The sequence below is a fragment of the Paludibaculum fermentans genome (genome assembly GCF_015277775.1).
Lineage (GTDB): Bacteria > Acidobacteriota > Terriglobia > Bryobacterales > Bryobacteraceae > Paludibaculum > Paludibaculum fermentans.
Window position 1 is genome coordinate 3,960,475 of the sequence record NZ_CP063849.1, and the last position, 21,337, is coordinate 3,981,811.

12 protein-coding genes and 1 pseudogene are annotated in these 21,337 nt (G+C 65.1%); 5 read left to right on the forward strand and 8 right to left on the reverse strand.

Features of this window, described 5'->3' with window-relative positions:
• Window positions 1-24 precede the first annotated feature (24 nt).
• A complete protein-coding gene (locus IRI77_RS15505) occupies window positions 25-2,238 on the forward strand; it encodes an ABC transporter permease (RefSeq protein WP_194452949.1) in 2,214 nt (737 codons plus the stop codon).
• Between the two features lie 2 nt (window positions 2,239-2,240).
• Here the strand turns inward: IRI77_RS15505 and IRI77_RS15510 are convergent, their stop codons facing one another.
• On the reverse strand, window positions 2,241-5,231 hold the full coding sequence (locus tag IRI77_RS15510) for an FG-GAP-like repeat-containing protein (protein WP_194452950.1): 2,991 nt from the start codon (window positions 5,229-5,231) through the stop codon (window positions 2,241-2,243).
• Between the two features lie 142 nt (window positions 5,232-5,373).
• Between IRI77_RS15510 and IRI77_RS15515 the strand changes: the two genes are divergently transcribed.
• Complete coding sequence (locus IRI77_RS15515; protein WP_194452951.1) at window positions 5,374-6,798, forward strand: glycoside hydrolase family 140 protein; 1,425 nt, start codon at window positions 5,374-5,376, stop codon at window positions 6,796-6,798.
• 35 nt (window positions 6,799-6,833) lie between these two features.
• Here the strand turns inward: IRI77_RS15515 and IRI77_RS38050 are convergent.
• Window positions 6,834-7,928 (reverse strand): annotated as a pseudogene (locus IRI77_RS38050) (PepSY-associated TM helix domain-containing protein); the annotation flags it as partial.
• A gap of 2 nt (window positions 7,929-7,930) precedes the next feature.
• Entirely contained in the window at window positions 7,931-10,606 is a 2,676-nt protein-coding gene (locus tag IRI77_RS15520) for a TonB-dependent receptor (protein ID WP_194452952.1), read from the reverse strand.
• Between the two features lie 237 nt (window positions 10,607-10,843).
• Between IRI77_RS15520 and dgoD the strand changes: the two genes are divergently transcribed.
• The 3 genes from dgoD to IRI77_RS15535 all read left to right on the forward strand — a co-directional run bounded on the left by dgoD (window position 10,844) and on the right by IRI77_RS15535 (window position 14,794).
• Entirely contained in the window at window positions 10,844-12,025 is a 1,182-nt protein-coding gene (gene dgoD, locus IRI77_RS15525; RefSeq protein WP_194452953.1) for a galactonate dehydratase, read from the forward strand.
• Window positions 12,026-12,110: 85 nt separating this feature from the next.
• On the forward strand, window positions 12,111-13,328 hold the full coding sequence (locus IRI77_RS15530; RefSeq protein WP_194452954.1) for a Gfo/Idh/MocA family protein: 1,218 nt from the start codon (window positions 12,111-12,113) through the stop codon (window positions 13,326-13,328).
• A 47-nt stretch (window positions 13,329-13,375) separates the two neighbouring features.
• A complete protein-coding gene (locus tag IRI77_RS15535; RefSeq protein WP_194452955.1) occupies window positions 13,376-14,794 on the forward strand; it encodes a hypothetical protein in 1,419 nt (472 codons plus the stop codon).
• 29 nt (window positions 14,795-14,823) lie between these two features.
• Here the strand turns inward: IRI77_RS15535 and IRI77_RS15540 are convergent, their stop codons facing one another.
• Genes IRI77_RS15540 through IRI77_RS15560 form a run of 5 tightly spaced genes read right to left on the reverse strand, consistent with a single transcriptional unit; the run spans window position 14,824 to window position 21,337 of the window.
• Window positions 14,824-17,160: a heavy metal translocating P-type ATPase gene (locus tag IRI77_RS15540; RefSeq protein WP_194452956.1), complete on the reverse strand. Its 2,337-nt coding sequence runs from the start codon at window positions 17,158-17,160 to the stop codon at window positions 14,824-14,826.
• A gap of 53 nt (window positions 17,161-17,213) precedes the next feature.
• On the reverse strand, window positions 17,214-17,390 hold the full coding sequence (locus IRI77_RS15545) for a hypothetical protein (RefSeq protein WP_194452957.1): 177 nt from the start codon (window positions 17,388-17,390) through the stop codon (window positions 17,214-17,216).
• Complete coding sequence (locus tag IRI77_RS15550; RefSeq protein ID WP_194452958.1) at window positions 17,387-18,724, reverse strand: 4Fe-4S dicluster domain-containing protein; 1,338 nt, start codon at window positions 18,722-18,724, stop codon at window positions 17,387-17,389. The genes IRI77_RS15545 and IRI77_RS15550 overlap by 4 nt, the downstream gene beginning before the upstream one ends.
• The gene (locus tag IRI77_RS15555; protein ID WP_194452959.1) at window positions 18,711-19,406 is read right to left on the reverse strand and encodes a sulfite exporter TauE/SafE family protein; all 696 of its coding nucleotides are present in this window, start codon (window positions 19,404-19,406) and stop codon (window positions 18,711-18,713) included. Before IRI77_RS15555 ends, IRI77_RS15550 begins: the two co-directional genes overlap by 14 nt.
• The gene (locus IRI77_RS15560) at window positions 19,403-21,337 is read right to left on the reverse strand and encodes an FAD-dependent oxidoreductase (RefSeq protein ID WP_194452960.1); all 1,935 of its coding nucleotides are present in this window, start codon (window positions 21,335-21,337) and stop codon (window positions 19,403-19,405) included. The genes IRI77_RS15555 and IRI77_RS15560 overlap by 4 nt, the downstream gene beginning before the upstream one ends.

The following is a 21,337-nucleotide window of genomic DNA, read 5'->3' on the forward strand; positions in this document are numbered from 1 at the left end:
GCCCGCACGGGCAACCGTTTCCACATGACCCTGCGCCAGGTACTGCGATACACCAGCCGCGACCTGCGCGGAGCACCGTGGCGCTCGCTCGGCGTCATCCTCTCGCTCGCCTCCGCCGTCGCCTCCGTCTACATCGCTGTTGCCTGTCTCTCGTCGTTCCGGCTCTTCCTGGTGGGCGGCTCGCGGCAGTGGCTGGGCGCGGATCTGCAAGTGAATCTGGATCGCGTACCGCTGCCGGAAGACCTCGCTGCCCTGCCCGCGCGGTTGGCGCGCTCGACGGCGGTCATCGAGACCTTGGTCAACGCCCGCTCGCCCGAAACCGGTGAAAGCGCGCCGATCGTGCTGAAGGCGGTGGAACCCGGCGATTACCCCTTCTACGGCGCCTTGTCTGTCGCTCCGCCGCAACCGCTCACGTCGGCGCTAGCCAGTCAGCAGGTGGCGGTGAGTCCGGAACTGCTTGCCGCACTCGGCATCCCGATCGGCGGACTTGTGGAGATCAACGGCCATCGCTTCACCGCCGCCGTCACCATCGTGCGCGAACCCGACCGCTTCGCCGCGTCGCCTTACACGTTCAACCGAGTCCTGATGAGCCGCGCGTCGCTGGAAGACTCCGGGGTTCTGCGCCGCGGGAACAACCTGAACGGACGCCTTCTCTTCGGTCTGCGCGACCCGTCCACCCTGCTGGAAGCACGAGCGCTGTTGGAAGCGCGCTTTCCGGACGCCGACATCGCCGACTACCACCAACCCGACCCGCGCACCGTGCAGACGCTCGACTCCGCCGGCTTCTTCCTGGCGATTGGCCTGATTCTGTCCCTGCTCTCCTCGTTCATCGCCTCCGCGCTGCTGCTGCATCTGCACCTCGACACCCACCTCGACACGATGGCGATCCTGAAGGTGTTGGGCGCGGGTACGCGGCAGCTCTTGCTCCTTTCCGCCGCATACACCGCCGCGCTCGCCGGTGGCGCGTGCGTGCTGGGACTGGCCGCGGGCGAGATTGTGGTGCGCGTCATGCTCCCGTTGTTCGAGCACTGGTTTCGCCTCCAACTGCCGCCGCATCCGCTGCTGCCCGCGCTGGGTTGGTCGCTCGCCGCCTGCCTGCTCGCCGGATTCCTGCTCTTCGTGCGAAATTCGGCGCTCTCCGTCCGCGTGCGTCCGCTACGCCTGTTCCGCCGTCACTTCGAACACGCACACCGTCTGCTGCTGCGACCGGGCCGCCGGCTGGCATCGACGATCAGTGCGCTGGCCGCGGGGGCCGCGCTGCTTGTGCTCATGTCGATTCTCGAACTCGGCCTCACTCCAGCTCTTTCGCACGCGCTGCTGTCGCCCGAATCCGATCTGGGCATCGTCAGCCATCCGCAGCAGCAGTTCGCCGAGTTGCAGGCGTGGCTCGCCGCGCATCCCGAGTACCCACGCATCGAGCGCACCTTTCCGGTGGTTCGCCTGCGGCTGAAGCAGGTAAATGGCCAAGCCTCGCTCGCCGATCGCATGTGGTGGGCAAACTGCCGCGACAACGGCACGCTTGCCCAGGGGGCAGCCGTTCTCTCGCCCGCGCAGGCGCAAGCGTTGGGCGTGAACACCGGGTCGACGCTCGACTTTCAACTGCCTGGGCGCACTTTGCGGGTGCGCGTCGTCGAGATCGAGGATCGCAAAACCCTCATCCAGTCGCTGATCGGCATCGACCTCGCCTGCGCCGACGTGAGTGACGCGCACCTGCTGAAGTACGTCACCTTTCGCGTGGACCGCGCACGGACGCCGGCCTTCCGGCGCGAGCTGTCGAAGGCCTTTCCGACGCTGGTGCACATCTCGCGCAGCGACGTGGAAGATCTGAGCCAGGAGGTCGTTGACCACGGACTGCTGCTCGTTCGTGCGGGATTCAGCGCGGTCGCGTTCTCCTGCGCGCTGATCATGGTGCTGATCGCGGCAGCGGAAGCGCGGCAGCGCCGGCCGGAGACCGCAATTCTGCGAGTGTTGGGTGCAAGCAGGAGCAGGCTGATGCGCCGCGCACTGCGAACGTACGGCGCATCCGGGGCCATCGCCGGAGCAATGGGAGGAATGATTGGCGCGCTGGCGGCGTACCTGTTGATCGCGAGAATGACGCACACGTCGACGGCACTGTCTGTTTACGCACCAGCGCTGCTGGCGGTACCATTGACGAGCGCAGTGGCCGTCTGCGCCGGATGGTTGGCCACCCGGCGCGTGCTGAAGATCCGGCCGATGGAAACGCTGCGCGAGCAGTAGCTTTACTGAACGCGCACTTTCACGGTGTTGGAAGTAGCGCCATCCAAAGTCACCGCGATATCAACATCGCCGCGGCCGATTAATGTCCGAGGCAAAAGAAACCGCATTTCATCGAGGCCTGGATAGCCGGGATTGGCTGCGATGGCCGGGGCTGAGGCCTCCCCGCCCACGCTGACCGAGCCGGCCTCGGGGGCGCTGACGAAGCGGAGGCCGGTGCCGTAGAGGACCAGGAAGACCTGGGTGCCGTCGGGGCCGAGGTCGATCGCGACGGGGTCCTGCGCGCCGGTGTCGGGGTTGGTGACGGCGAATTCCATGGGCGTTTGGGTGCCGTCCGGATCCACGCGTACCAGATAGCCCTGGGCCAGGCCGGTGGCCGCATTTACCGTGCAGAGGCCAGGGCTCACGTTGGCGATCTGCGCGGTCGTGGTCCAGACCTGTCCGTCGGCGCCGGTCAACGTGATGGTGGCCGCGCCGGCCGCGGCATCGGGCACGATGAAGCGGATGGAGGTCTTCGAAGCGGAGTAGAGCTTGGCTGCGAACTCGACTCCGGCCGAATCCACCAGCTTGATTCTGGCGCCGGCGAGGGTCTCCGGCAGACTGGCCGGATCGCCCGTTTCGTCACCCGTCGTGAGGTTCTTGCCTTTGGCGGTGACCATGGATTGGGGAGCGATGGTTGTGGCCGCTGCGCCGGAGGCTGTGTTGGCCAGGGCGAGCGTGTTCACCCGGGAATAGACATTGCGCAGGAATGCGAGGGCGCCGCTGGAGCCGGAACTCTGGGTGCCGATGACGACATCCAGACGGCCGTCGCCATCGTAGTCGATCAGCTTGAGGATATTGGGGGACGAGATCACCGGCAGGAACGTCTCGGCGCCAAACGTGCCGTCGCCCACACCCTGGTAGAAGCCGAGGGAGGTGTCGCCGCAGCAGTGAGGGATGGCGAGATCCGGAATGCCGTCGCCATTCAGGTCGCCGATTCCGATGTCCTGCGGACCGAACGCGGTGGGAATCTGCACGACCGGTTCGAACCCGCCGCCCTGTTTCCCCAACAGCTCGAACAGGCGGAACGAATAGGACGGAGTCTGCCCGCCGGCAATGACATCGGTGATGCCGTCGCCGTTCAGGTCGCCGAGCTGCATACGGGTCGTCTGGCCCGTGGCGGCCAACGAAACCGGGTTCTGGAAGCTGCCGTTGCCGTTGCCGGCGATGAGGGAGATGCTGCCGTTGACGGAGCCGAAGACGCCTTTGTCGAGGGCAAGGAAGTCCAACTTGCCGTCCTTGTTAAAGTCGCCCACCTCCAACTGCGTGACGTTCGTGCCAATCGTGAGGGACCCCGCCGGCAGATAGAAACCGCCCGCCGCGAGGAAGATCATCAGGGTCGAGATGGGCGGGTTCGCACCGGACTGCACGGTGCCGGCGAGATCGAGCTGGCCGTCGCCGTTGAAGTCGCCCACGGCGACGACAGTCACCGGAGCGGGCGTGGGGCGGCTGATGGGCGCGTCGAACGTGCCGTCTCCTTTGCCGTTCAGGATGCTGACACTGGTGCCACCATCCAGGACGAGCGCCAGATCCTGCTTCCCGTCGGTGTTGAAGTCGGCCACGAGAATGGAGGTCACGGTGGGCTTCCGGCCATTGGTGGGCGGCAGTGGAATCGCGGTTGGCGCGGCGGGCACACCAGTGGCGGAGCCGAGAACGATCGAGGCTCCACCGGCTGTACCGTTGGCCATGACGAGATCGGAGATGCCGTCGCCATTAAAGTCGGCGTTTACCATGATTGTGGCGGACCTGGGCAGGGCGAAGGTCGGCATGCCGCTGAAGGTGCCATCACCGTTGCCGAACAGGACCGCGGTGGTGTCGCCGTAATAGCCGCGCGAGAGGACATTGGCGTCGATCGCGCCGGTGACAATGTCGAGGTGTCCGTCGAGGTCGACATCGGTCACGACGGTTTCCAGCGGGTGATATCCGGCCAGACCGGCGCCGCCGGATTTGAAGGTGCCGTCGGGCTGAGCGAGGTAGATGGAGATGGTTTGAGCGTTGACATCCGAGTAGACGATGTCTGGCCGGCCGTCCTCGTTGAAATCACCGGTGGCGATATAGTTCGCGTAGCCCTCCAAACTCACTTTGACCGCGGCCAGGAAAGTGCCGCCGCCGTTGCCAGGCAGATAGTACGCGCCATTTCCGCCGGTGCCGAAGAGCAGATCCTGCTTGCCGTCACCGTTGATGTCGGCCACGACGACGGAGGTCTCATAGCCGAGAGTCTTCAGAGTGACAGGGGCACCCAGCGTGCCGTCGCCGTTGCCGTAGAGGATGTACGCCACGTTGGCGGTGCCGCCGGTGACAATGACGTCCAGCTTGCCGTCGCCGTTAATATCACCCGCGCCCAGGTTGTTGCCGCCGTCTCCGGCCGGATAGCTCTTGCCGGTGAAGGTCCCGTCTCCGTTGCCGAGGAACACGGTGACCTGCGAAACAGGATTGGCGCCTGTGCCGAAGACGAAGACCGCCGCGTCGGTCTGCTGGTCGCCGTTGAAATCGCCGATGACGAGGTTGCCAGGGGAGCCCGGCACATCGTATTGCACCGTGCGGTCGAGGTTGCGCGCGTCCTTGCCGATGAAGACGACCAGCTTCTGGCGTCCGAGGTAGTCGTTGACCATCAACAGGACGCTGCGGCCGTCGGCCAGTTGGAAGACGCGTTGAAAGCGTGCGGCCACGCCGACGGGCTCCGCGCCGAGTTTGTTCGTGAAGTTCGGGGGCAGGCTTGTGGCGAAGGTGCGTACGGGCAAGCCGCTGCACGTGCTCAAACGAGTCTGCGCGTTCGGCGTAGAACTGAGCTTGTTGAACGGAGTTTGCGTCGAGAAGCGCTCGTCCGTCAGGGAGCCATCCGCTTCCCGGGTCAGACCGGATGTGAAGTAGTTATTGTTGCCGACGCCCCAGGTTTTGACCGAGTAACCTGTCGCGAATTGGAAGGGTCCACAGTTTGGATCGGATTGTCCCACCACAAGACACACCGATCCCGAGAGGCCTAATAGAAGTCGAGTCGCCCAGCTCAAGATATTCCTCCAAGAATACTGACATTGTACGGCAGTTTCCAGGAAAGCTAGCCAGGGATTGATATGATGGCCGCCGAGAGAGCCGTACCGTATGCGTTTCACAGCAATCCTGATCGTCCTGAGCCTGACAGCCATGTCAGCACCCCCAAAGGGTTTGCCGCGACTGAAAGTGAGTGAGAACAAGCGTTTCCTGGTGACGGAAGATGGCCAACCTTTCTTCTACTTAGCCGACACCGCGTGGGAGCTTTTCCATCGCCTGGACCGCCAGCAGGCAACGCACTATCTCGATGTGCGCGCCGCGCAGAAGTACACGGCGATTCAAGCTGTCGCACTGGCGGAAGAAAACGGCATCACCGAACCCAACGCCTATGGCAAACTGCCGCTGATCGACGCGGATCCCCTAAAGCCGGCGGTGACACCGGGCAACAAGCCGGGGGATCTGAAGCAGTACGACTACTGGGATCACGTCGATTACATCGTGGACCAGGCCAACGCCCGGGGACTGTATGTGGCGATGCTGCCGACCTGGGGGAGTTGGACCCGGGATGGCGGGGCTCGGGACCATGCCTACATCACGCCGCAGAATGCGCAGGGTTATGGCGAGTTCCTGGGGAAGCGGTATGGGAAGAAGGGCATCATCTGGGTGCTGGGCGGTGACCGGAATCCGGCTGGGGTGGAGAGCACGTGGCGGGCGCTGGCGAAAGGCATTGCGATTGGGGTGAGCGGCAAAGAAGACTACGATGCGGTGCTGATGACGTTTCACCCGCGGGGCGGTCAGACCTCCTCGACGGACTTCCACAACGACATCTGGCTGGACTTCAACATGCAGCAGGACGGGCATGGGATTCCAGGCGTTGCGAAGTCGTGGGAGAAGGTGGCGGCGGACTACAACCGGACTCCTGTGAAGCCGGTGCTGGATGGCGAGCCGCTGTATGAGGATCATCCCCTGGCGTTCCGGGCAAAGGACTTCGGGTATTCCCTGGACGCGCATGTGCGGCAGTACGCCTACTGGGACACGTTTTCGGGGGCTTGCGGGCACACTTACGGGAATCATGCGATCTGGCAGTTTTTCCAGCCCGGGCGGAAGCGGGTGAACGGTCCGCTGATGTATTGGGAACAGGCGGTGCTGCGGCCGGGCGGGGCGCAGATGCAGTATGTCCGGGGGCTGCTGGAGTCGCGGCCGTATCTGTCGCGGGTGCCGGACCCGTCGCTGGTGGTGGATGCCCTGGAAGGCGCGGATCACATCGCAGCGACGCGGGGCGACGGGTATGCGCTCTTCTATAGCGCGCAGGGGCGAAAGATCAAGGTCCGGATGGGCAAGATCTCGGGCACGACGCTGAAGGCGTGGTGGTACAACCCGCGCAACGGCTCGGCAGAGGATGCGGGGACGGCTCAGAATAGCGGCGAAGTCGAGTTCACACCGCCGTCGGAGGGGTTCAGCAGCGATTGGGTGCTGGTGCTGGATGACGCTTCGAAGGGATTCGCCGCACCGGGCACGGCGACGGCGCGGCGCTGAGCCGCCAGACGCTGCCGGAGGACGCGGTTCCACCACATCACTGTGCCTGTCACGAAGAGCAGGGCGGGCGTGAGCCCGAGAATTGTCCACAGGATCCGGACGGGCAGTCCGCCGATCAAGCCGAAATGGAGGGGCACGATCCAGCGGATGAGCTCGTCTGCCGCGGAGGCGCTGATGCCTCGGCGCCAGGTGCTGAGATAGGCGCCGGAGGAGCGGTCGAAGTAGAGGTAGTCGCAGTTCTGCTTCGTGCCTGGTTCGTTCCGCGCCATGAAGACGATGTAGGTGGAGCGTTTGCCGGCGGGTAGCTGCAATCCGAAGAATCGGCCCCGCGGGGCGAGGCGGGCGGCTTCGGTGACCATGGCTTCCAGGTTCGGTTTGGTTTTGCCGGATGCCGGGCGCGACTCGGGCGCGGCCAGGGAGCTGACGGGCGAGAAGCGATGGAGGAAGGCATTGACCTGCTGGGAGAAGCCGAAGTAGGCGCCGGTGAGGGCCCACATGGCGAGGACGGCGGCGGTCCAGAAGCCGGCGGCGGAGTGCAGGTCGAAGTTGACGCGGCGCCAGTTGCGGCGGAAGTCGACGGCAAGGGCGCTGGTCCAGCGGCTCATGCCCGGCCACCAGACGAACAAGCCGGAGACGCAGAGAAGAAACAGCAGGAGGCCGCCGACGCCGTTCACGGTGCGGCCGGTGCGGCCGGAGAAGAGGTTGAAGTGGAGATCCTGCAACCACCGGACCGCCGAGGTGGACGGCGTGGTGGAGGCGAGCAGTTCGGCCGTGACGGGATGGAGATAGGCGTGGAGAACCTCGTCGCCCTGTTTCATGTAAACGACCGGCGTGGGGCGGTGGGCCGTGGGGGCGTAAAGGGCCGTGGCCTGGCGATGGGGGAAGGCGCGGCGGGCAGAGGCGAAGAGGACGGAAGCGGATGCCGGGGGGCCGGCCTGCGGCTCCACCTGCTGGATCGCGGGGTGGAGCCAACCCTCGAGTTCGTCGGCAAAGACCAGCGTGGAACCGGTAATGCCCATGGCCAGCAGGTAGAGGCCGAAGCCCAGGCCCACCCAGAGGTGGACCTGGAACAGCACCTGACGCAGGACGGATCGGCGGGGTTGGTGTAACAGCTGGCTGAACGCGCTCATGGCTAGAAGATGAAGCGGACACCCACTTGCAGCTGCCGGGCGGGGTCGCTGTTGGCGAGGCCGGCCACCGGCTGGAGGAAGGTGGCGAGGGGCAGCGCGGTGTCTCCGTAGGTCGCATTGACCTTGAGGTAGTTGGAGCGGTTAAGCAGGTTGGTGCCTTCGACGCGTAGTTCCGCACGGACTCTTTCCGTGATGGGGATTCGCTTTAGTAAGGAGAGGTCGACGGTGTTCTGGTAGGGAGCGCGGTAGCTGTTGCGGCCCAGGCCGACGGGCCGGTCGAGCACGTTGCCATCGCCGTTGTTGTCGACGCCGGTGAGTGGGTTGACCGGCAGGCCGGAGGCGGCGATGAGGAAGGCACTGAGCTGCAGGCCGTAGGGCAGTTCGTAGATACCCTGGGCGGTGAAGCGGTGGCGCTGGAAGTAGTCATTGGGGCCGCGCTCGTCGATGCTGCGGTTGTTCCAATCGGAGGGCACGCCCGTGTTGGCTCCGCCGGTGAAGAAGACATAGGTGATGGAGGAGCTGTAGAGGTAGTGCGCGTTCATCTGGAAGCGACGGGTGAAGCGCTTGGAGAGCTGAGCGTCGAAGGCGGTGTAGCGGCTGCTGCCGGTGTTCTCGAAGACGCCGACGGTGCGGACCGGGATGCCCTCGTAGGTGGCGTAGGGCCGGGTGGCGTCGGCGGCCGCGGCGGTGCGGCGCTGGCCGGCGGCGGTGCGGAGGAACTGGGTGGGTGCGTTGATGTCGAGCACACGCTGCTGCTTGCGGCTGAGCATGTGGCTGACGTTCATCGAGAGGGTCCAGTCGCGGCCGAGCACCTGCTGGACGCCGAAGGAGAACTGGCCGGTGTAGGGGTTCAGGCGGTTCTCGGGAAAGACAGCCAGGGCCCGGCGGTCACCGGCACCGGTGGGCGGGGCGGTGAGGGAGTTCGGGAAGGTGGGGAAGCCGGCCACGCCGTACGGCAAGGTGTAGGTGGCCTGTTGCGAGGCGGGACCCTGCTGCAGGGCTCCACGAACGACCTGGAGGAACATCTGGTCGTAGTAGAGGCCGGCTCCACCACGAATGACGGTGCGGCCGGAACCAAAAACATCCCAGGCAAAGCCGAAGCGGGGGGCGACATTGTTGAGGTCGCCGGTGGTGGACTGGAAGTCGTAGCGCAGGCCGAGGTTGAGGGTCACGCGGGGGCGGATGCGCCAGTCGTCCTGGATGAAGGCGGAGGCGAGGGTGTCGCCGTAGCGGACGGGCGCGGCGCCGAAGGTCTGGGTGTACTGGACGGGCGTCTCGCCAGGACGGGGGGCTCCGGCGGCCATGCGGTAGCTGCCGTAGAGGCTGGCGGAGATGTCGCGGAACTTGTTGCGGATGAAGTCGCCGCCCATGCGGAGCTGGTGGCGGCCGAGCTGCCAGGTGTAGAGGTCGTTGGCCTGCCAGGTGAGGACGCGTGAATCGAAGTAGTCGGAGAGGCCTTCTGTGGAGTAGGACGGGCGGACGATCTGGGTCTGGGGATTCAGGGCGTAGTAGGAGAGGGGCACGCTCTTGGAGGAGCCGACGCGGAGTTCGTTGACGCGGGTGGGCGACATGATCCAGCGGTGGGTGGCCTGGAAGCCGTAGTTCTGGCCGGCGTCGCGGCGGGCGGCGCTGGGCTGGACGAAGCCGCCGACGGCATCGTTGGAGTTGTCTCCGACGGAGCTGTGGGCGTTCAGGCGGAGGTAGAGCGACTGGGTGTCGCTCCAGCGCTTATCCATATTGACGAGGCCGAACCACTGCTTCTGGTGGCCGGGGTAGAAGGTGGGCGCCGGAGATTGAATGAAGGCGCCGCGGGTCTGCTGGTTGCCTTCGACGCTGGCGAAGATGTGGAAGGTGGGGGTGACGGGTCCGCCGGCGGCGGCGCCCCACATATGGCGTTCGTTGGGCAGGCGGAAGCTGGAGACGGGCGGGGCGGCCTGGATGCCGCTGGGGCGGAGGAAGTAGAAGGACTCGCCGTGCCAGGCATCGCCGCCGGTGCGGGTGATGGCGGAGATGACGCCGGCGCTGGAGCGGCCGAACTCGGCGCTGTACTGGTTCACCAGAACCTTGTACTCAGCGACGGAGGCGATGGAGAGAACCTGCTGGGGGCCGTTGCCGAGGGCCGGCTCGTAGTTGGAGAGTCCATCCATCTGGTATTGGGTGAAGCGGAAGAGCTGCCCGTTGATGGTGAGGCGGGTGCCATAGATGCCGTCGGTGCCGAGGGAGCCGGTGTTGCGCACACGCGGGTCGAGCATGGCGAAGCGGTTGATGTCGCGGATGGAGGACGGCAGTTCGGAAAGAGTGCGGGTATCGATGGCGGTGGAGAGCTCAGGATTCGTATTGACGAGGGGACTGGAGTCGAGAACCGTAACGGTCTGGCGGAGGGGATCGATTTCAAGTTCTATATCGAGCGGCAGGGCTAAGTCAGCCACGGTGGCGGAGGTGGACTGGAAGCCGTCGGCGGAGACGAGCAATCGGCAACTGGGTGTCACATTGGGCAGGCTGAACGAGCCGCGCTCGTCGGTGGAGGCGGAGGAACCTATGCATTCCGCTGAGACTTTGGCGGCGGAAACGCCCAACCCGCCACGCAGGTGAACCACGCCGCGCACCTCTGCGGATTGGGCGGGAAGCAGAATGGGGAGAAGTAGAAGGGTGTAGACACACTTCGCCTGTACGTTCATGACGGGCTCTCTTTCTTTCCAACGGCCGTCAGGCCGGGTGTCGCGGGGCCGAGCCGGACTCAAGCTCGTATTCGCAACTCACTTGCAAAGAATCAGTATAGACAATTCCGAATGAAATGAAAACAGGGCTTTCTTCCGGCTGCCGGGATCATCGCGCGCTCCGGAGGGTGATAGTGAGTTGCGGGCGCCCAGGCGGGGAGCGCAACGGCGCGCGGGTTCACGTACAATTTAGGACGCATGATTATCGAACGCATTGATACGGCCCAGGTTGCTCCGAGATGGGGGCTGCTGCGCGTGGTGACGCGGGATGGGGCGGAGGGATTCGGCGAGTACACGGTGGAGGGGCAGATCGGCAGCGCCGAGGCCGCGGTGCAGCAGTTTGCCGAAGAATTTACAGGGAGGGACGCCAGCGAGATCAAGCGCCTGGTGCGCGGCGCGTACGACCGGAACTTCTATCATGGCGGCGCTCACTACATGAGCGCCCTGGGCGGGATCGAGATCGCGCTGTGGGACCTGGCCGGCAAGGCGGCCGGCCAGCCGATTCACAAACTGCTGGGCGGGAAGGTTCGCGACCGGGTGAAGGTATACCGATGGGCAGGCGGGAACAACAACGCTCCGGGAGCTGCCGCCGAAGAGGCGGCGAAAGTCGTGGCGGAAGGGGCGCGGGCGATCAAGATGAATGCGTGCCCGCCGCTGGCCGCGATCGATACATATGGCGGCATCCAGGCGGCGGTGGCCCGGGCGGCGGCCGTACGCGAGGCGGTGGGGCCGGAGGTGGAGATCGCATTCGACTTCCACGGACGCTGCAACGTGCCGATGGCGCGGAAACTGGCCAAGGAACTGGAGTTCGCCAAGCCGCTGTTCTATGAAGAACCGGTGCGGCCGGACTACAACCGCTGGCTGCCGGAGATTGCCGGGATCACGCATGTGCCGATCGCCACGGGTGAGCGGATGTGTACGGTGGCGGAGTTCAGCGATGTGGTGGCGGCGCGCGGGGCGCATATCCTGCAACCGGATATCGTGCACATCGGGGGGATCTCGAATACGGCGGAGGTGGGGGCGCTGGCGGAGGCGAATGGGATCGCGCTGGCTCCGCACTGCCCGCTGTCGCCGATTGCATTCATGGCCTGCCTGCATGTGGTGGTGCAGTGCCGGGCCGGGTGGATTCTGGAGTGGTCGAAGGGGATCCACTACAACGCCAGCGGCGCGACGGGGGATGTGGATCCGTGGCTGCGGTATCTGGACGAGCGTGACTGGCCGATGTTCGAGGTGGATGCGGACGGTCACCTGACGGTGCCGGAGGGTCCGGGGTTGGGAATCCGTGTGAATTGGGCCGAGGTGGAGAAGGCCGCCAAGACGAAGGTCGCGTGGCGCGATGAGTTGATGTATCTGCCGGACGGTACGGTTTCGAACTGGTAGTCCTGGCGGAGAAGCAGGGCCGCGGTCGGCGTGCCGCGGCCCACTGCTTGACATCATGTGGCCCAGTGGATAGGTTTTGGACCATATGAACCGCCGTGTCTTTCTCGCAACAGCCTTGTCTTCGTCTCGGATATTCGGGGCGAATGATCGTTTACGAATTGGCTTTATCGGACTCGGCGGGCGGGCCCAGTGGCTGCTGAAGAACGAGAAGTTCCCGGGCGCGGAGATTGTGGCGATGGCGGATTGCTTCCTGCCGCAGTGCGACAAGGCGGCGGGGCTACAGCCGGAGTTCGCCCAGGTCACCAAGTATCAGGACTACCGGAAGCTGCTGGAGAAAGAGAAGCTGGACGCGGTGTTCATTGAGACCACGACGCATGCGCGGGCACTGATTGCGCTGCAGGCGATGCAGTTGGGGTTGGATGTCTATGCGGAGAAGCCCCTGACGTTGACGGTGGAAGAGGGCCAACTGCTGGTGAAGGCGGTGGAGCGGTACAAGCGGGTGCTGCAGACGGGGACGCAGCAGCGGTCGATTCCGATCAATGCGTGGGCGAGCAAGTTTATTCGCGAAGGCGGATTGGGGAAGGTGCGGGAGGTGATCGCCTGCAATTTCGAGCCGCCGAAGATGTGGACGGCGCGGGCGGGTCAGCCGGCGCCCGCGGGGCTCGACTGGGATTTGTGGTGCAACCAGACGGAACTGCGGCCGTTTCATGACGAGCTGCGCGGACGGTGGGCGTGGTATTGGGATTACGACGGCGGCGGGCAGAGCTGGGGTGTGAGCGGATGGGGCACGCATGCGCTGGACCAGGTGCAGTGCGCGCTGGGCACGGATACAACGGGTCCGGTGGAGATCTGGCTGGAAGGCGAGGGCGAACGCCCGGCGGTGATGATGAAGTACGCGTCGGGCACCGTGCTGAAGATGAACGGGAAGCCGCGGCCCGACCATTCCGACCTGGGGGCGATCTTCGTGGGTGAGAAAGGGACGCTGGAGATCAAGCGGGGCACGCTGGTGGCGGATGCGGGGTTATTGAAGGACGCACCGCAGGACACGGTGGAGGGTCCGGGCGAGAACAGCTTCCACATCGCGAACTTCCTCGACTGCATCCGGACACGGAAGCAGCCGAATGCTTGGGTGGAGGCGGGCCACCGGTCGACCAGCGTATGCCACCTCACGAACATGTGCAGGGAGTTGGGCCGGAAGCTGCGGTGGGATCCCGTGGCCGAGCAGTTCATTGACGATGCGGAGGCTTCGCGAAAGCTGGCGCGGCCCCGGCGGAAGGGCTACGAACTGCCGAAGATCGCGTAGCAAGGGCGGGCGCTGCCGGTGCGAGCGGCGCGCTACACTAGCACACTATGCGGAGTGCGGGACCGAAAGCATTAGCCCGCCGTCACGAAGAGCTGCTGTTCCAGCGGGCCTACCCGGGGTCTGAAGAAGAGGCGCTTTCGGCCGACCGGCAGTTGTCGCAGATCGCGGGGCGGGTGGAGGCGTTGCGGGCCAGCGGGCGGGATTTGACGCCGCTGGAGGAGTATGACACCTGCGGCATTGCGGGTTCCGGCATCACAGCGGTCTTCAGCTATGGGGTGGCGCGGCATTTAGTGAGGGCCCACGGCGACGCCGTGGACATTGAGTGGGATGCCTACGAGTGCTGGGAGCCGCTGGGCAGGCTGCTGCCGCAACTGTTGCCACTCTCGGCGGAAGATGCGCTTGTGGAGGCGCATGTTCCGTATCGCGATTGGGTGCATGCGGCGGCGGGGACGCGGCCGGACCTGGCGTGGCTGATGGACGCGATTGAGACGCGCTGGCGGGGTTCGCGGCAACGGGCCGAGCGGTATGACGCGCTGCAGCTTCCGCTGCGGTGGAACTTCGGTATTTCCACGGCGACACGCACGTTAATGCGGCTGCCGGGCAAGGATCTGTTTCTACACACGGAGCCGTACCTGACCCGGAAGGATGTGTCGCTGGACGCGATTCCGAAGCTGCCGGCGCTGCCCGTGCGGAAGCTGCCACGGGCGTTGGGCGCGGTGATGCTGGCGCTGGCGCGGGATACCTCGGCGGTGCGGTACAGGGAGCTGCATGGATTCACCTGGGGCGATCCGCGGCATGTGTACGAGATCGACGGCGGGCGGGGCCTCAAATTCTACTTGTCCAGCGTGCTGCCCGTACACAGGCTGCCGCTGCGAGCGTGCCACTCGATGTCGCTGTGGAAGAACGGCGTGCCGGTGGGGTATTTCGAAGGGCTGTCGCTGTTCGAGCGGATGGAGGCGGGGTTCAACCTGTATTACACGTTCCGGGCGGGTGAGACGGCGTACCTGTATACGAAAGTCCTGCAGGCGTGCCACCAGATGCTGGGTGTGACGACGTTCACGCTGGACCCGTACCAGGTGGGGCACGAGAACGAAGAAGGGCTGGCGTCGGGCGCGTTCTGGTTTTACCGGAAGCTGGGGTACCGGTCGACGGATCCGGCAATTCGTGCGTTGACGGTGAAGGAAGAGGCGCGGATCAAGAAGGACGCGCGGTACCGGACGCCCGTGGAGACGCTGAGGACGCTGGTGGCGGCTCCGATGGTGTATGAGTTGCCGGGGCATGAGACCGGGGACTGGGATCAGTTCCAACTGCGGCGGCTGGGGTTGCGGACAGCGGACGGTTCGGCGCCGAAGCTGCCTCGGGCGCTAGGTAAGGCCAAGGCGACACCGGAGGAGATCAGGTATCTGGAGCTCATGCGGAAGGACTCGCGGTTCCGGCAGCAGATTCTGGAGCTTGGGCGGCCGTGAGCGATTAGCCAGGGACCATCCATTCAGCTTCAGTCGTGGGCGATGGCGTTGCGGAGGCGGAACGAATTGCCGATGACGCAGAGGCTGGAAAGGACCATGGCCCCGGCGGCGAGGATCGGATTGAGAACGCCCGTAATGGCCAGGGTGATGCCGGCGGCGTTGTAGAAGAAGGCCCAGAAGAGGTTCTGGCGGACGACGCGGAGAGTGGCGCGAGCGATCTCGAAAACCACCGAGAGGTGGGCCAGGGAGTTGGACATGAGGACGACGGGGGCGGCCTGCATGGCGAGGTCGGCTCCGGAGCCCAGGGCGATGCCGAGGTCGGCCGCGGCAAGGGCGGGTGCGTCGTTGACGCCGTCACCGACCATGGCCACTTTGCGGCCCGACGCTTTCATTTCATCGATGAGCGCTCTCTTGCCGTCGGGCAGGACGGCTCCGCGGAAGCTGCCGGCTCCGATGGCGTCGGCGACCCACTGTGTAGTTTCCACTGCATCGCCGGAGAGCAGGAGCGTGGCGATGTTGTGCTGCTTCAGGCTGAGGAGGGTGTCGCGGGCATCGGCGCGGATGCGGTCTCCAAAGGCGATGGCGCCGATGATTTGGTTGTTCCCGGATACGAAGGCTACCGTGGCTCCGGCGGTTTCCCACTGTTGAGCGAACTGGTTCATCGGGTCAGGGATGGATTGGCCAGGGAGCAGTGTGCGATTGCCGATGGCGAGGGCCCGGCCTTCGACCTGGCCGCTGATGCCCTGCCCCTTGTGGACGGTGACCGCGGTGGCTTCCGGCAGGGATGCGGCACCGGCCCGGCGGACCACGGCGCGAGCCAAGGGGTGTTCGGAGAAGGCTTCGAGGGCGGCCAGCGGGGCAAACGGAAGGGTGGGGGGCAGGCATTCGAGAACGTTGAAGTCACCTTCGGTGACGGTGCCGGTTTTGTCGAGGACAAGGACGTCGATGTTGCCGATCTGTTCGAGGACGGCGGCGTCGCGGATGAGAATGCCGCGGCGGGAGGCGGCTCCGACGGCGGCGGTGATGGCGAGGGGGGTCGCGATGCCGAGGGCGCAGGGGCAGGCGATGACGAGGACGGCGATGGCGCGCATCAGGGCATCGGAGGCAGTGGCCCCGGCCATCAGCCAGCCTGTGAGGGTCATGAGGGCGATGGCGATGGTCACCGGCACGAAGACGCGAGCGACTTTGTCGACAGTGCGCTCGATGGGCGCGCGGCTGGCCATGGCCTGTTCGACCGAGCGGATGATGTGGTGGAGGGTGCTGTCTCCGGCGGTGCGGAGGGCGCGGATGCGGAGGACACTGCCGCCATTGAGGCTGCCGGCGATGACGTTGGAGCCGGGGGTCTTGGGACGGGGCGCGGATTCGCCGGTGAGGATGGATTCGTCGACATCGGATTCGCCTTCCACGACCGAACCGTCGGCGGGGATCCGCTCACCGGCTTTGACGACGAAGAGCGAACCGGGCTGGAGGGCGTCGATGGAAACAAAGGACTCGCGGGCATCGTTGAGGATGCGCGCCTTGCTGGGCATCATGCGGTAGAGGGCGGTGATGGCCTGGGTGGTGCGTTCCTTGGCTCCGCGTTCGAGGAGCTTGCCGAGCAGGACCAGGGTGATGATGGCGCAGGCGGTGTCGAAGTAGAAGTGGCGGCCTCCGACGGCGGCTTGAGCGCAACTGTAGCCGAAGGCGGCCAGGATGCCGAGGGCGAGGAGGGCTTCCATGCGAAGGGTGAACGCCTTCAGACCGAGAAACGCGACGCGGAGGATGGGCCAGGCGGAATAGAAGACGGCAGGCAGAGTGAGCCCGGCCAGTGCGAGGGGCACGATGCGGCGGGCTGTGTCGGAGATGCTCTCCCAGTAGCTGGCGTAGATGACCAGGCTGAGGAGCATGACGTTCATCCAAAGGAAGGCGGCGATGCCGATGCGGAGGAGGAGGTCGCGCTTCTCGCCGCGGTCGCGGTCGGTTTCGCCGGAGTATTCCGAAGCCTTGTAGCCAAGGGCCAGGATGCGGCTGGCAATGCGGCCGGGCGGGAGGTATTGGGGGCAGTAGCGGACCTTCAAGAGGTCAGAGGCAAAGAGGACGTTGGCGGAGACGATGCCATGTTCGGAAGCGAGGGCGTGCTCTATGAGCCAGCCGCAGGAGGAGCACCAGAGTCCGGAGAGCTGGTAGGTGGACTCGCGGGTTTCCGCGCCTTCGGGGATCTCGATGGGCGCGGCTTGGCTGTTCGAGATGAGGCCCAGCCGCAGGCTCTCGCGGTAGACCTCGCTGTTGCGGAAGTCCTCTCCGCGGGCGATGACTCCGCTCTCGGAGAGGATCGTGTAGACGTTGAGGCAGCCCTGGCAGCAGAAGGCACGTTCGGCGTCAGCCACTGGAAGGCGCAGAGGCTGCGGGCCGGTGGGGAGACCGCAGAGGTCGCAGTTCATCAGCGAGCCGAGCCGTGGCCGCCGGAGCGGTAGTTGCCGTGGTCGTCGAGGATAACGGGGTCAGCTTCGCGGGCAATGAGGTAAGTGGCGATGAGGATCCCGACGAAGAGGAACATGATGAAGCCCAGGAACTTGGGCAGAAAGGGCCAGCCGGCGCGAGTTGGTTTCGGGGTCATTTGGATTTCTTCTCCTGCGGCATAAGGAAGGTTTCGTCGAACACTTCCGGATCCTTCTCGCCGGTGGAGGCGAAGATGCGGAAGCGGTTCACTTCGTTGGCACCAGTGAAGGGCCGGGCTGAGACCTCGAACTGACGGTCTATGGTTTCGCCAGCCTTGAGGGGGACGGGACTGGGCTGGAGAGTCAGGGAGCCGGAGGGGAGGCCCTCCAGCCAGAAGGAGACGCTGGCGTCGCTGGAGCCGCGGTTGGCCAGTTTGACGCGGAAGGTATTGTAGACCGTGCCGTCGTCGCCGAGGCGGAACATGCTGGTACGGACGGGCTGGAGTTGCACCAGGATGGTGCGGCGCATGGAGAGGGCGACGTAGAGTCCGGAGAGATAGAAGAGGGTAACGAGGAGCACGACGACGCGTTTGGAGTCGCGGATGCCGAGCTTACGGTACCAGGCGGTCTCGGTCTCGACAACTTTACCGGTTTCGCCCCAGGTGTAGTGGATGAGCCCCTCTTTGCCCAGCTTGCCAAGGATGTCGGCGCAGGAGTCGATGCACTCGCCGCAGTGGACGCACTCGATCTGGTAGGGCGATTTGCGGATGTCGATGCCCATCAGGCAGTCGCGGACGCACTTCTTGCACTCGATGCATTCGTGGTTCTCGTCGCGATAGGTGACGAGGAGGGTGTTGCCATCGCCAAGCATGCCCTGGAGGTAACCGTAGGGGCAGACGGTGGTGCAGAAGCGCTGGCGGAGGAGGGTGAAGTCGAGGAAGGTGATGAGGGTGACGACGGCGCCGGAGATGCCGCCGGCGGTGTGCATGTCCAAGCTGGCGAGGCGGCGGATGAGGTCAGAGGGTGTCACGAAGTAGGAGATGAAGATGAAGGACAGGAAGACGCTGGCCACGCCGACGATGGCGTAGAAGAGGCCGCGGGCGAGGAGGTTGCGGCGCGGCGCGGGCCACTTGATGAAGTGCTTGGTGACCTTGCGCTTAATCCAGGATTCCGTTTCGAGACTGGCTTCACTGAAGATCATCTGCGGGCACATATAGCCGCAATAGATTCGTCCGTAAACTACCGAGGAGACGACGATGACGAACATCAGGAACATGAGCGCGAAGAAGATGATGCCGAATTCGCTGATGAGGAGTTCGTAACCGGCGAAGTAGAAGCGCTGACGGGGGATGTCAAAGCGCATCACGTTAAAGAACGGCAGCAGGACAAAGATGAGGAAGCAGGTGAGGTGAACGAGTTTGCGAACCCGGTGGTAGTGGGGCCGCGGGGGTGGCGGGCCGGCGTTGTGGCCGCAGGACTTTGGCGGCTTGTTGGAGATTTCAGGAGTGGCCATGGCAGTTGCCCATCGACATTGCAGGACCGGGCATGAGACCGCGCCACAGCAGGAAGACGCCCATGATGACCATGCTGATGGCGGGGAGGAGAAGATTCCAGCGGCCCAGGCGTGCTCCGATGCTGGTGGAGAAGAGGCCGATGGCGAGCAGGCAGACGGCGGTGCCGAGGCCGAAGGCGGCCATGGAAAAGGCACCGTGGAGGGCGGAACCGGTGGCGGCCGCCTGCAGGACGGCGGCATAGAGCAGGCCGCAGGGCAGGAAGCCCATGATGGCTCCCAAGGCGAGCCGGGCGATGGGCCGCGGGGAGCGGAAGAGCGGGCCGAGGAAACGGTTGAAGTGGCGGCTGATGCCGAAGCGCTCGATGCGGACGAGACCGGATTTCGGCAGTAGCGGCGACATGAGGATGCCGGCGAGGATCATGAGGGCGCCGGCGACGAGGGCGGTGGTGCGCTCGAAACCGGCGAGGCGGCCGAGGAGCCCTACAGCGTTGCCGGCGGCTCCGGCGAGCGCGCCGAGCAGGGCGTAAGTCAGGATGCGGCCGGCGTTGTACAGCACATGAGACGCCGGCCGTCCTCCCCCCGAAAGTGAATAAGACAGGACTATGGGACCGCACATCTGCGAGCAGTGGAGGCTTGAGACGATTCCGAAGCCGAGGGGCACTGCCAGGTCGAGGGGGTTCATCTTGAGTACAGAATCTTCGTGTTCTGCGTGGGCACCGAGACGCACTCGCGGTAGAACTCGAAATGCTTCATCGTGATGGCATGGGTCGGGCAGCGGCTGGCGCACATGGCGCAGCGGATGCACGTGGTTTCGTCCTTCATCATGACGCCGCCCAGAGCGTCGAGTTCTTCAGCGGGCAAGTCTTTCACCTGATCCGCCGGAACGAGAAGCGCATCGGCGGCCATCTCCAGATAATTGGGATCGGAGATGAGCTGGCTGAGGCCGACGAGGCGGATGAGGTTTTCCGGACAGACGTCGACGCAGCCGTTGCAGGCGACACAGATGGAGGTATCGAAGATGGTGTTGACGTTGCAGCGCAGGCAGCGGGCCGCCTGATGGCGCGCCTCTTGCTCGGGGTAGACCTCCTCCACGATCTCCATCGAGGAGGCGCGCCTGCTGCTTTCGAGCGCAGGCGGATTCGCGCGCTCGAAGCGTTGCCAGCCTTCCGCCATGGCGTAATTGGCCGGCTTCCAATTCTTGCGTAGGGCAATATCGGTGCGGGTGCCGCGGAGGAAGTCGTGCATGGACCGGGCAGCGATCTGGGCCGAGGCGATGGCATCGATAAAGAGGCGCGGTCCGTGGGCGATGTCGCCGCAGGCGAACACGTCGGGCGCCGTGGTCTGGTAAGTTTCGCGGTTCACTTTAATGAGGCCGCGATCGCTCTCCACGCCGTCTTCGGGCGCGAGGAACGAAAGATCGGAAGTCTGGCCGATGGCGAAAAGGACCGTGTCGGCGTGGATGTCCTCGACCTGAGCTTCGTCGAAGGTGGGGCTGAAGCGGCCTTCGGTGTTGAAGACAGAGGTGCAGGTGACGACGCGGAGTCCGGTGACCCGGCCGTTCTCGCTGAGCACCTCGCGGGGGCCGCGGCTGTTGTGAAGGCGGATGCCTTCTTCGGCACCTTCCTCGACTTCGATTTCGTCGGCGGGCATTTCAGCGCGGGACTCGAGGCAGACGACGTGGACTTCCTTGTCACCGCTCATGCGGAGAGCGGAGCGGGCCACGTCGTAGGCGACCTGTTCGCCGCGCTCCATCTCGGCGAGCGCCTCGCCCTTCTGCATGGCTTCGAAGGGACGGACAGCGGAACGGGCTACGTCATAGGCGACATTGCCGCCGCCGATGACGACAATGCGTTTGCCGAGCGGCAGGGGCGTACCGGCGTTGAAGGCACGCAGGAAGTCCATGCCGTCGTAAACGCCTTCGGTTTCGCCGCCGGGCAACTGGAGGCGACGGCCCTTGGGCAGGCCGATGCCGAGGAAGATGGCCCGGAAGCCATCGTCGCGCAGGCTCTGGATGGTGAAGTCGCGGCCGAGCCGCATATTGCATTTCAGGTCGACGCCGAGCGAGAGGATGGCCTGGATCTCGTGGCGGACCAGATCGCGCGGCAGGCGAAAGATGGGGACGCCGACGGTGAGCATGCCGCCGGGTTCGGAGTCGGCTTCGAAGACGGTAACTTTGTAGCCGATCTGGGCGAGGTCGTGGGCCACGGTGAGGCCGGAGACTCCGGCGCCGACAACGGCAATGCGTTCGTAGTCGCCTCTGTTGGGCGGCAGCATGGCCTTGTTACAGGCGTCCCGGTGCATGGCGTAGTCGCCGGTTTCGGGACCGAACTGTGTGGTGACGAAGCGCTTGAGGGCGCGGATGGAAACGGGTTCGTCGAGGTCACCGCGGCGGCAGTTGGCTTCGCAGGGCGCGCCACAGACCCGTCCGCAGATGGAAGCGAACGGATTGGTGGCGCGCGCGATGCGATAACCGTCCTCGTAGCGGCCCTCGGCGATGGCGTTGACGTAGCCGCACGCATCGGTGTGCACGGGGCAGGCATGGCGGCATTTCACCATTTCCACCCAGTAGTCAGTCGGGTCAGGAACCCGAATCTGGTAGAAGCCGTTGTTCAT